This is a genomic window from Bradyrhizobium sp. (assembly GCF_030693485.1).
GTDB lineage: Bacteria > Pseudomonadota > Alphaproteobacteria > Rhizobiales > Xanthobacteraceae > Bradyrhizobium.
The window spans coordinates 16,713-28,418 of the sequence record NZ_JAUYAN010000131.1 but is presented as its reverse complement, the minus strand read 5'-3'; the positions used below and the strand labels follow the sequence as shown (position 1 = coordinate 28,418).

Below are 11,706 nucleotides of genomic sequence, written 5' to 3'. Positions count from 1 at the left end.
ACCCTCGACGAAGGTGGACATCAGGAGCAGCGCGAACGAGGCCGGCAGCAGCCAGAACGAGATGTTGTTCATGCGCGGGAACGCCATGTCGGGCGCGCCGATCATCAGCGGCACGAACCAGTTGCCGAAGCCGCCGATCATCGCCGGCATCACCATGAAGAAGATCATGATCAGGCCGTGCGAGGTCACGAACACGTTGTAGGTATGGCTCTCGTGGAACAGCTGCACGCCGGGATACATCAGCTCGACGCGGATCGCGATCGACATCGCGGCGCCGATCACGCCGGCGAAGATCGCAAACACCAGGTACATCGTGCCGATGTCCTTGTGGTTGGTCGAATAGACGAAGCGCCGCCAGCCGGTCGGATTGGCATGCGCATGATCGTCATGCGCGTGGGCGTGATCGTGATGAGCTGGTGTTGCTGTTGCCATTTTCAAATCCTGCCTTGCAGTCCCTGTCGGACCTCGCGGTCCCGTCGCCCTTGTACCATTGCCGCGCGCAAGCCGTCAGGCCTACTGCGCGACCGCGCCCGCCGCCGCGGCGAACGAATTCGCCGGGTTGGTCGCAAACTTCTTCTTTGCGGTCTCGATCCAGGCCGCGAATTCCTGATCGCTCACCACCCGCACCGCGATCGGCATGAAGGCGTGATCCTTGCCGCACAGTTCCGAGCACTGGCCGTAGAACATGCCGGTCCTGGTGGCCTTGAACCAGGTCTCGTTGAGGCGGCCGGGGATGGAATCGATCTTGATGCCGAAGGCCGGCACCGCGAAAGCGTGGATCACGTCGGCGCCGGTGGTCTGGATCCGGATCACCTTGTCGACCGGCACCACCATCTCGTTGTCGACGCCGAGCAGCCGGGGCTTCTTGTCCTGCACCAGCAGCGAATCGAATTCGAACTTGCCGTTATCGGGATAGGCGTAGGACCAGTACCACTGCTTGCCGGTCGCCTTGATGGTCAGGTCGGCCTTGGGAATGTCGAGCTGCTGGAACAGCAGACGGAACGACGGCACCGCGATGGCGACCAGGATCAGCACCGGAATCAGGGTCCATGCGACTTCGATCAGGGTGTTGTGGGTGGTCTTGGAGGGGATCGGGTTGGCCTTGGCGTTGAACTTCACCACCACCATGATCAGCAGCACCAGCACGAACAGCGTGATGATGGTGATGATCCAGACCAGCAAGGTGTGGAACGAGGTGATCTTTTCCATCACCGGCGAGGCCGCTGCCTGCAGCGTCCATTCCCACGGCGCGGGCTGGCCGGCGAAAGCCGCCCCGCCGGCCGCCAGCGCAACGCCTGCCACCGCCAAACCCAGCAACCGTCGGCCAATCTGGCCCTCCGACATCTTCATGCCGCTCGCGCTCCCATGATGAATTCCCAAAGCTAAATCCCCAAAGCATTCCGCCGGATGGCGGGAAATGCTGCACGATCCGTCCCCAGACAAACGGCCTTGTGAGGTACTCGCTTGGGTACCGGGGCCGGAAAGCTAGAACGCGTCGAAATCCAGCCTCTCAAACCATAATTCTCAGGCTCTCGCAATGCAGTAGTAAGGCATGGAGCGGCGCATCACCGGCTATTCCGCGCATGTCGCGTTTTCCCATGAAATCAGGCCAAAGTCCCTTTCCGGCGGGCCGATCGCGCTTGACAGCCGGATTGCCCGATGTAGGCACAGACGGGGCAATCCACAGGGGCCTGATTCGCCTTGGGGAAAGCCCATCCCGGCGCAGGATCCGGGAATATCGCCTTCAAGGTGCCGTCATTTGCCGTATCAGTCCAAGGTCAGTCCAGCGCTCGGACCGGCCCAGCCTGAGGAATATCAAAGGAATCGAGCCTGATGGGGCGTTCGACACTGCGGACGAGAAGCATGGGCCATCGATCGGCCGTCGGCCTCGCGGTCGCGCTGGCGCTGGGCCTGACCGGCGCCGCCCATGCGCAGGGCGCGGTGCGCTCGGTGCATGGCGACTGGCAGATCCGCTGCGACAACCCGCCGGGCGCCCAGAGCGAGCAATGCGCCCTTATCCAGAGCGTGGTGGCGGAAGACCGCTCCAATGCCGGCCTCACCGTGATCGTGCTGAAAACCGCCGACCAGAAGAGCAAGCTGATGCGGGTAGTGGCGCCGCTCGGCGTGCTGCTGCCCTCCGGGCTGGGCCTGAAACTCGACAATCAGGACGTCGGCCGCGCAGGTTTTGTCAGATGCCTGCCCAACGGCTGCGTGGCGGAAGTGGTGATGGACGACAAGCTGCTCGGGCAGCTCCGCACCGCGAAAACCGCGACGTTCATTATCTTCGAGACCCCGGAAGAGGGCATCGGGTTTCCGCTCAGCCTGAACGGCATCGGCGAGGGCTATGACAAGCTGCCGTGAGCGGGCGGGCTCGCCCAAATCACGCGCGCTGGCTGGCATAGTAATCGAGCAATCGGCGCGCCTCGATCGAGAGCCAGTCCGCTTCGCCGGTCATGTAGCCTTCGACCTGCCCGCTGACGCCGAGCAGGAAGGAGATCGGCATGCCGTACAGCGCGAAGGGCGTGTCGACCCGTTCGCTTGAACCGGCACGCGCCACCAGCCCGCCGGGATCGAAGCCGACCGTGAGCTGGCGCAGCTTCAATTGTTTGACGAATGGCGCCACCAGGGCTCGATCGCGATCGGTGGCGATGGCGACCACCGCGAGGTCGCCGCGGCGGGTGGCCGCGAGCTGATCCAGGATCGGCAGTTCGATGCGGCAGGCCGCACACCATGTCGCCCAGAAATTGACCAGCACCACCTTGCCGCGGAAGGAAGCCAGATCGAGCACCCCACCACCGAGGCGCGGGATCGCACCCAGCGGGACCGGCCGCGCGCCGCGAACCAGCGTGAACTGATGTCTGGCCGTTGCGAATGGCGGCGGCCCGGCGCCTGCGGCGCGACCCGGCAAGGCGGGGATCGCGAGCACGGCGGCTGCGCCCGTGATGCCAGCGACAAAGGCGCGGCGGGTCGGGCTATGAGGCGAAGTCATGCCGGAGACTCCATTATGCAGGCACGCCTGCCCTCAATACCCTGCGAATCGGGTCTTTCCGCCCCCCTCGCAACCCCGCCCCCGAAAGACTATCTTCTCCCTACCCCCACACGCAACGGACCTGCCCATGACCCCCACGACCTCCCTGCTCGACCGCGCCAATCTCGACCGCGATTCCGTCCGCCATCAGGTGGCCCGCGGGCTGGACGGGGCCGACGACGGCGAGTTGTTCCTGGAATACAGTCAGTCCGAGGCGCTGATGTTCGACAACGGGCGGCTGAAGCAGGCGACCTATGACACCGCGCAGGGGTTTGGACTGCGCGCGGTGAAGGACGACGCGGTCGGTTATGCGCATTCGTCCGACGTGTCGCTGCCGGCGCTGATCCGCGCCGCGGACGCGGTCAATGCGGTGCGCGGCGGCTATTCGGGCACGCTGGCGGCGGCGCCGGCGCATACCAATGTGCGGCTCTATGGCGACGAGAATCCGCTGGACGCGCCGGGCTTCGAAGCCAAGATCAAGCTGCTGGCCGAGATCGATGCTTACGTGCGCGACAAGGATCCGCGGGTGCGGCAGGTGACGGTCAGCCTGATGGCGACCTGGCAGGTGGTGGAAATTTTGCGGCCCGACGGCGAGAGCTACCGCGACATCCGTCCGCTGGTGCGCGTCAATGTCTCCGTGGTAGCCGGCGAGGGCGACCGGCAGGAAAGCGGCAGCAAGGGCTATGGCGGGCGCGAACCTTACGCGCGCTTCATCGAGACCAGGGCGTGGCGCGACGCCGCCGACGGCGCGATCCGCGAGGCCATGGTCAATCTGGAATCGGTGCCGGCACCCGCCGGCGAAATGGACGTGGTGCTCGGCGCCGGCTGGCCCGGCGTGATGCTGCATGAAGCGGTCGGGCACGGCCTCGAAGGCGATTTCAACCGCAAGCAGACCTCGGCCTTCGCCGGCCTGATGGGCCAGCAGGTCGCCGCAAAAGGCGTCACCGTTGTCGATGACGGCACCATGGCGTCGCGGCGCGGTTCTCTCTCCATTGACGACGAGGGCACCCCGACCAACCGCACCGTACTGATCGAGGACGGCATTCTGGTCGGCTACATGCAGGACCGCCAGAACGCCCGGCTGATGAACATGAAGCCGACCGGCAACGGCCGCCGCCAGGGCTACGCCCATGTGCCGATGCCGCGCATGACCAACACCTACATGCTTTCAGGCCAGCGCGATCCCGCCGAGATCCTCGCCTCGGTGAAGAACGGCATCTACGCCGCCAATTTCGGCGGCGGCCAGGTCGACATCACCTCGGGCAAATATGTGTTCCAGTGCACCGAGGCCTACAAGATCGAGAACGGCAAGATCGGCGCGCCCCTGAAGGGCGCCATGCTGATCGGCAATGGCCCGACCGACCTGCATCGCATCACCATGGTCGGCAACGATCTCGCGCTCGATACCGGGATCGGCACCTGCGGCAAGAACGGCCAGGGCGTGCCGGTCGGCGTCGGCCAGCCGACGCTGCGGATGGAGCGGATCACGGTCGGAGGGACCGGTTAGTAATTGCAATGAGCGCAACTGCGCTCATCGCTGCGCCGCGGCGGTAGTTGTTGCGAAAAACCTCCAACGCAGAGTCTTATCGATAGATCACGCGGTATGGGTCCCGGCGTTCGCCGGGACGACGATAGAGTGTTATCGCACCACGCCCGAGGTAAACCCGGCCTTGCGCCGCGGCGGCTTGATGTCGCTTTTCAGGAAGCAGCGCGCGGCCTTGCCGGCATAGCCGGGGCGGGCATAGGTCCAGGCGCGGCACTTGTTGTCGGCGGTGCAGGCCGCCTTGCACGCGTCGTCGCCTTCGCTGCCGGCCTTCAGATCGAAATTGCGGTAGTCGCCGCCGAACCGGTCGATCGAGGTTTCGATCTTGTCGTTCTTCGGCTCGACCACGCCGGCGCCGCGCACGCCGGAGACGCAGCAATTGTTGTGGATCCGCGCCGGCACCGTGTTCTTCAGCCAGCACACCGCGGCATCCTTGACATCGGTCGGATAGTTGAAGCTCCATGACCGGCAACGCCGGTCGCGCTCGCACTCCAGGGCGCAATCCGCCGGGTCGCCCGAGGGCACCAGCCCGCTGTGATAATCGCCGCCCGGACGATCGAAATCGGCCTGGGCCTGGGCCGGTCGGGTGGCCGCGGCGAACGCCAGCATGGCAAATACCACCAAACACGCCCTGAGCAGGCGGGCTCTCCACATACCCTGTCGCTTTCGACTGATTGGAATTAACCCGCTGATCGCGGGCCGCCATTTGATCGCCATCAACCTGTACGGCGGATGAACGCCGTTCAGCAGGACGGACTAGAAAGCGTATTCGTCATAGGCCGGTTCCACCGAGCCGTGCCAGGGGCCGTTGAATTTCGCCAGCATCTCCTCGGCGGGGGTGTGGCCGGAATCGATGATCCGTTCCAGCGGTTCCAGATGCCGGCTCTCGTCCCGGCCGAGGTGATCGACGCGCTGGCGCCGCCGCAGGCCCGCATGTGCCAGCGCGACGCATTCCCTGGCGATTTCGAACAGATAGCGGTCGCGGATCCTGGCCTTGAAGCCGAAGCGCGGCACGTCGTCGCGCAGCGCCTGGCGCTCCGCCGAGTTCCAGTGCTTCACGAGGTCCCAGGCGGCGTCGAGGCTGGTATCGTCATAGAGCAGTCCGACCCAGAACGCCGGCAGCGCCGGCAGCCGTCCCCACGGCACGCCATCGGCGCCGCGCATTTCCAGATAGCGCTTCAGCCGCACCTCGGGGAAGATCGTCGAGAGATGGTTGGCCCAGTCCGACAGAGTCGGGCGCTCTCCGGGAAATGCGGAATTCCTGCCGTCGAAAAACGCGCGAAACGACGATCCCGAGACATCGATATATTCGTCGCCGCGTTTGACGAAATACATGGGAACGTCGAGCGCGTAATCGACCCAGCGTTCGAACCCCATGCCGTCCTCGAACGCCCACGGGATCATCCCCGACCGCGCATTGTCGGTATCGCGCCAGATCTCTGAGCGAAACGACAGGTAGCCGTTGGGCTTGCCTTCGGTGAACGGCGAATTGGCGAACAGCGCGGTGGCGATCGGCTGCAGCGCGACCGACACCCTGAGCTTCTTGACCATGTCGGCTTCCGACGAGAAGTCGAGATTGGTCTGCACCGTGCAGGTCCGATACATCATGTCGAGGCCGTACTGGCCGACCTTCGGCATGTAATTGGTCATGATCCCGTAGCGGCCCTTGGGCATGACAGGAATCTGCGCCCGCGACCATGACGGCGTCATGCCGAGCCCGAGGAAGCCGATGCCCAGTGGCGTTGCAACCTCGCGCACCTGCGCCAGATGCGCCATCAGTTCGGACTGGGTCTGGTGCACGGTTTCGACCGGCGCGCCCGACAATTCGAACTGCCCGCCGGGCTCCAGCGAGATCGCGCCGCCGCCGGTGACGTCATACAGGCCGATGATGTTGCCGCGCTCCATGATCGGCTCCCAGCCGAGCAAGAGCTGCATGCCCTTCAGCACGGCGCCGATGCCGCGCGCGCCTTCGTAAGGCACGGGATGGTGGCCCTGCAGCGTGAACGGGGTTTTCTCGTGCTCGGTGCCGATCCGGAATTCGGAAGGAGGCTTCACGCCGTCCGCCAGCCACGCCACCAATTCGTCGCGCGACTGCAACGGCGTCATATCGATCTGATCACGCGCCATACAAATTCCGGATGTGGGGCGCAGCATACGAACGCGCGCGGTGTCGGGGATATCCGCGGACCGACCGGCCCGGGGAAACTTGCGGTGAAAATGATATCATCGGGCGGGCGCGCCGTCTCTCGCGGCGAGCACGGGCGCCTCGTTGCAGGAGCAGCCCAGCCGGTCGAGCAGGCCGCAGAGCCTGACGGCATCGGCATCGGACAATTTCGAGCCGACGTGTTTTTCGATCGCGGCAGAATAAGCGCTCCACATCTTCTTCTGCAGTTCGCGCCCGGCCTCGGTGATCTCGACGAACTGGCCGCGCTTGTCGATCTTGCATTCGCGGCGCGCCGCCAGCCCCTCGTCCACCAGCCGGTCGATCAGCCGCGAGGTCGAGTATTGCGGAATCAGCATCTGCTTTTCCAGCTCCACCGGGCGCATTTCACCTGAAGGCGCCCGCGACAGTTCGAGCAGCGCGTCATACCAGGCGAGCGGCGGATAGCCGGCCTTCTTCAGCTCCTGCTCGACGGCATCGAGCACCCGGCTCTGCACCCGCATCAGGCGGATCCAGGCGGCGGTCGCCTCGGTCGATGGTTTGCGCTTCATGGTCCAGCCCACAATGTCACGAGATAGTGTAGCGCACTTAATGCAGCTGCATCAATCTTGACTATTTCATGCAGATGCATTTAATCACCGGTTCCGTATAACCAATAATGCAAGCGAAGGAAAACTCCATGAAGCTGTACTACTCCCCCGGCGCCTGCTCGCTCTCCCCCCACATCGCACTTCTGGAAGCCGGCCTGCCCTACGATCTGGTCAAGGTCGACCTGAAGGCCAAAAAGCTCGAAAACGGTGACGATTTCCTCAGCATCAACCCCAAGGGCCAGGTGCCGGTGCTGGCGCTGGACTCAGGCGAGGTGGTGACCGAAGGCCCGGTCATCGTCCAGATCATCGCCGACAAGGTTTCGGGCAAGAATCTGGCTCCCGCCCGCGACAGCGCCGAGCGCTACAAGCTGCAGGAGTGGCTCACCTACATCAATTCGGAAGTGCACAAGAGCTTCGGCCCGATGTTCTCGCCGGTGCTGGCCGACGACGCCAAGGCCTTCTTCAAGGACCGCGTGATGGGCAAGTTCAAGTACCTCGACGGCGCGCTTGCGGGTAAGGACTACCTGATGGGCAAGCAGTTCACCGTCGCCGACGGCTATCTGTTCACGATGCTGTCCTGGGCCGAGCGGATGAAGTTCGATCTCGCGGCGATGCCGAACCTGCTGGCCTACAAGGCCCGCGTCGGCGCCCGCCCGATGGTGCAAGCGGCGCTGGTCAAGGAAGGCCTGATGAAGGCCGCGGCGTAAGGCTCTCGATAGCGACAAGACGAAGGGCCGGGTTGATGATCCGGCCCTTTCTGTTTGGCGAGGCGATCAGTATCGGGCAGGACTGAACGCCGATGCGTCGGTGAAGGTTGGCTCGCCGCTCATCAACTCGGCCAGCATGCGGCCCGTGGCGGGGCCGAGCGTGAGGCCCTGATGGCCGTGGCCGAAATGGATCCACAAGCCATTGTGCTTCGGCGCCGATCCGATGACCGGCAGCATGTCGGGCATGCAGGGACGGACGCCGCTCCAGGGTTCGGCTTCGACCCTTGATCCGAGGTCGACAAGTCGCCGCGCCGTCTGCTCGGCCCGTTCGAGCTGGATCGGATGCGCCGACATCGACGGTCCGCCCAGCTCGGCGGCCGTGGTAATGCGCAACCCCTTCGACATCGGCACCACGACGTATCCGAACACGGGGTCCTGCAACGGCAGATCGAGCGTGCCGCCGCCGTTGAAATGCAGATGGTAGCCGCGCTTGCGCACCATCGGAAAGCGATACCCGAATCGGCGCAGCAGATCGGGAGACCAGGGACCGAGCGCGACCACGGCGGCCTCGGCGTCGATGCGGCCATCGACCGTATCGACCGTCCAACCGCCGCCGGGACCGGGTGCGAGCGTCTCCGCATCGCCGTTGACGAAGGTCCCGCCTGCGCGAAGGAATAGATCGGCATAGGCCGACACCAGTCCGCCCGGATCCGAGACGGTCCACGGATCGAGCCAGTGAATCGCCCCTGCCCCTGTCTCCCGGAGCCCGGGTTCGGCCGCCGCGAGCTGCGCTGGTGCGAGAATTTGCGACCGCACCCCGTGCTCGGCCGCCAGCGCCTCGGCCAGCGGAGCCGCGCGGTCCATCGCGGCCTGGGTACGGTGCAGCGTGCGATAGCCCTTTCGCCGCACCAGCGCGTCCGCGCCGGCATCGGCGATCAGCACAGCGTGCTCGGCTGCCGCCTGTGCAATGATCCGCTGGTAGGACTGCGAAATGCGCCGGTGCCGTTCGGGCGCGGAATGCCACCAGTATCGCAACAAGGGACCGATATGCCGGGGCAGCGACGCGACGCTGTAATGCACGTCGTTGGTGCGTCGCATCGCGATGGCCGCCAGCGTAGCGAGATCGCGCGGCATCGGGTAGGGCCGAATGGCCTCGCTCTGTATGATGCCGGTATTGCCGTAGCTGGTCTCGCGACCCGGTGACTTGCGGTCGACCAGCACGACCGACCAGCCGCGGCGCTGCAGATGCAGCGCCGAGGCGACGCCGACGATCCCCGCGCCCAGAACGATAACGCTTCGCATGTCGATCCTGGGTGCGCGTCACCACGGCCTGTGGTTATCCGTCCCGGCCCACACCTTCTCCTTTGCTCTTCGAGCTACGGCGGAGGTGTCGCGTGGCCGCGACTACATTATCTACGCCGCATCGTTACGCCGCCTTCTCCGCGAGTTTCTTCGGCGGGAAGCGGCCATAGAAGGTTTCGCCCTTGGCCGCCATTTCGACCAGCAGCTTCGGCGGCGTGAAGCGCGAGCCGTATTTGGCTTCCAGCTTGCGGCACAGCTCGACGAACTTCTTCGTCCCCATGAAGTCGATATAGGACAGCGTGCCGCCGGTGAACGGTGCAAAGCCGAAGCCGAGGATCGAGCCGACATCGGCCTCGCGCATGTCGGTGATGACGTGATCCTCCACGGTGCGCGCGGCTTCCACCGCCTGCACCACCAGGAAGCGCTGCTTCATCTCCTCGATGTCGAGCGTATCGGCGTCGAGATGTTTCGACTGCAGGCCGGCGAGCTCGGTCCACAGGCTCTTCTGGCCCTTGCCCTTTTCTGGATAGTCGTAAAATCCCTTGCCGTTCTTGCGGCCGAAGCGGCCCTGCTTCTCGACCATCTCGACCAAGAGCTTCTTCTGGCTCTGGTCGATGGCGTTGGCGCCGAGATCTGCTTCGGTCGCCTTCATGATCTTGAGCACGAGATCGAGCGCCACTTCGTCGGACAGCGACAGCGGCCCGACCGGCATGCCCGCCATCTTGGCGGTGTTCTCGATCATCGCCGGCGGCACGCCTTCCATCAGCATTTCCAGGCCTTCGGCGGTGAAGCGAAGCACGCAGCGGTTGGCGAAGAAACCTCTGGAGTCATTGACCACGATCGGGGTCTTGCCGATCACCCGGACGTAATCCAGCGCGGTGGCGAGTGCGACATCATTGGTGTTCTTGCCGACGATGATTTCCACCAGCATCATCTTCTCGACCGGCGAGAAGAAGTGAATGCCGATGAACTTGCCCTGGTCCTTGAACTCTTCCGCCAGCGAGTTGATCGGCAGCGTGGAGGTGTTGGACGCAAAGATCGCATCGGGCTTCAGCAGCGGCTGGGCCTTGGCATAGGTCTCCGCCTTGACCTTGCGGTCCTCGAACACCGCCTCGATGATGAGGTCGCAATCTTTTAGAACATTGTAATCGGCGGTCGCGGTGATGCGGCCGAGGATCGCCTCACTGTCGCTTTCCTTGGCGCGGCCCTTCTTGATCAGATCGTCGATCACGGCCTTGGCGTGACCCTTGCCCTTGTCGGCGCTGGCCTGGTCGCGGTCGATCAGCACCACGTCGATGCCGGCGCGTGCCGAGACGTAGCCGACGCTGGCGCCCATGAAGCCGGCGCCGATGATGGCGAGTTTCTTCACCTTGGTCGGCGGCACGTTCTGCGGACGCCGCGCGCCCTTGTTCAATTCCTGCATCGACAGGAACAGGCTGCGAATCATCGCCGCGGCTTCCTTGCTGCGCAGGATCCTGGTGAAGTAGCGCGACTCAACCCGAAGTGCTGCGTCGATCGGCAGCTGCAGGCCCTCGTAGACGCAGCTCATGATGGCGCGCGCCGCCGGATAATTGTCGTAGGTCTCGCGGCGGTAGATGGCGTTGCCGGCCGGGAACATCATCATGCCGTTCTTGGAGAACACCGGTCCGCCCGGCAGCTTGAAGCCCTTCTCGTCCCACGGGGCGATCGCCTTGCCGCCGCCCTTGATCCAGTCCTTGGCGGATTGAATGAGATCGGCCGCGGGCACGATTGCGTGAATCAGGTTCAGCGCCTTGGCCCTGGCCACATTGATCGCCTCGCCCTTCAGCAACAGCTGCATGGCGTCCTGCGGAGATACGATGCGCGGCACGCGCTGGGTGCCGCCGGCGCCGGGGAACAGGCCGACCTTGATCTCGGGCAGGCCGAGACGGGTCTTGGGATTGTCCGCGGCCACGCGGTAGTGGCAGGACAGCGTCAGTTCGAAACCGCCGCCGAGCGCCAGCCCGTTGATGGCGGCAGCCCATGGCTTGCCTGAGGTCTCGATGTTGCGGAACACCTGCGAAAAGCGGCGGCTCTGGTCGAACAGCACCTGGTTGGCCGCTTCCTCGCCCTTGGCCTTCAGCATATCGGCATATTGCTTGCTCATGCCCTCCAGCATCGACAGATCGGCGCCGGCGCAAAGCGCCTCCTTGCCCGAAGTGATGACGACGCCCTTCACGGCGGCATCGGCGGAGGTCTGCTTGATGATTTCCTCGAGCTCGGTGACCGAGGTTTCGTCGAGCACGTTCATCGAGCGGCCCGGGGTGTCCCAGGTCACCAGCACGATGCCGTCGGCATCGGTGTCGAGTTTGAAATTCTTGAAGGCCATGTGGTTGCTCCCTCGATGCCGACTGCCT

At 64.5% G+C, this 11,706-nt stretch carries 11 protein-coding genes; 3 read left to right on the top strand and 8 right to left on the bottom strand.

Annotated elements, in window-relative coordinates:
* A partial coding sequence (locus Q8N40_RS09635) for a cbb3-type cytochrome c oxidase subunit I (protein ID WP_305711659.1) occupies positions 1-432 on the bottom strand: 432 nt, incomplete at its 3' end.
* 81 nt (positions 433-513) lie between these two features.
* Positions 514-1,350: a cytochrome c oxidase subunit II gene (gene coxB, locus Q8N40_RS09630; RefSeq protein ID WP_305711658.1), complete on the bottom strand. Its 837-nt coding sequence runs from the start codon at positions 1,348-1,350 to the stop codon at positions 514-516.
* Between the two features lie 513 nt (positions 1,351-1,863).
* Between coxB and Q8N40_RS09625 the strand changes: the two genes are divergently transcribed.
* The gene (locus Q8N40_RS09625) at positions 1,864-2,361 is read left to right on the top strand and encodes an invasion associated locus B family protein (protein ID WP_305711657.1); all 498 of its coding nucleotides are present in this window, start codon (positions 1,864-1,866) and stop codon (positions 2,359-2,361) included.
* A 19-nt stretch (positions 2,362-2,380) separates the two neighbouring features.
* Here the strand turns inward: Q8N40_RS09625 and Q8N40_RS09620 are convergent, their stop codons facing one another.
* Positions 2,381-2,989: a TlpA disulfide reductase family protein gene (locus tag Q8N40_RS09620; protein WP_305711656.1), complete on the bottom strand. Its 609-nt coding sequence runs from the start codon at positions 2,987-2,989 to the stop codon at positions 2,381-2,383.
* Positions 2,990-3,116: 127 nt separating this feature from the next.
* On the opposite strand from Q8N40_RS09620, the gene tldD reads away from it, so the two are divergent.
* The gene (gene tldD / locus Q8N40_RS09615; RefSeq protein ID WP_305711655.1) at positions 3,117-4,535 is read left to right on the top strand and encodes a metalloprotease TldD; all 1,419 of its coding nucleotides are present in this window, start codon (positions 3,117-3,119) and stop codon (positions 4,533-4,535) included.
* A 132-nt stretch (positions 4,536-4,667) separates the two neighbouring features.
* On the opposite strand, the gene Q8N40_RS09610 is transcribed toward tldD, so the two are convergent.
* The 3 genes from Q8N40_RS09610 to Q8N40_RS09600 all read right to left on the bottom strand — a co-directional run bounded on the left by Q8N40_RS09610 (position 4,668) and on the right by Q8N40_RS09600 (position 7,283).
* Positions 4,668-5,180, bottom strand: coding sequence for a PAN domain-containing protein (locus Q8N40_RS09610; protein WP_305711654.1), 513 nt, complete (start codon positions 5,178-5,180; stop codon positions 4,668-4,670).
* 147 nt (positions 5,181-5,327) lie between these two features.
* A complete protein-coding gene (locus Q8N40_RS09605) occupies positions 5,328-6,698 on the bottom strand; it encodes a glutamate--cysteine ligase (RefSeq protein WP_305318736.1) in 1,371 nt (456 codons plus the stop codon).
* Between the two features lie 96 nt (positions 6,699-6,794).
* Positions 6,795-7,283 carry a MarR family winged helix-turn-helix transcriptional regulator gene (locus Q8N40_RS09600; protein WP_305711653.1) on the bottom strand — a complete coding sequence of 163 codons (489 nt, stop codon included), beginning with the start codon at positions 7,281-7,283 and terminating at the stop codon, positions 6,795-6,797.
* 128 nt (positions 7,284-7,411) lie between these two features.
* On the opposite strand from Q8N40_RS09600, the gene gstA reads away from it, so the two are divergent.
* Complete coding sequence (gstA, locus tag Q8N40_RS09595; protein ID WP_305711652.1) at positions 7,412-8,029, top strand: glutathione transferase GstA; 618 nt, start codon at positions 7,412-7,414, stop codon at positions 8,027-8,029.
* A 66-nt stretch (positions 8,030-8,095) separates the two neighbouring features.
* On the opposite strand, the gene Q8N40_RS09590 is transcribed toward gstA, so the two are convergent.
* Both Q8N40_RS09590 and Q8N40_RS09585 read right to left on the bottom strand, forming a co-directional pair.
* A complete protein-coding gene (locus Q8N40_RS09590) occupies positions 8,096-9,331 on the bottom strand; it encodes an FAD-binding oxidoreductase (protein ID WP_305711651.1) in 1,236 nt (411 codons plus the stop codon).
* A 124-nt stretch (positions 9,332-9,455) separates the two neighbouring features.
* Positions 9,456-11,678 carry a 3-hydroxyacyl-CoA dehydrogenase NAD-binding domain-containing protein gene (locus Q8N40_RS09585; protein ID WP_305711650.1) on the bottom strand — a complete coding sequence of 741 codons (2,223 nt, stop codon included), beginning with the start codon at positions 11,676-11,678 and terminating at the stop codon, positions 9,456-9,458.
* Positions 11,679-11,706 lie beyond the last annotated feature (28 nt).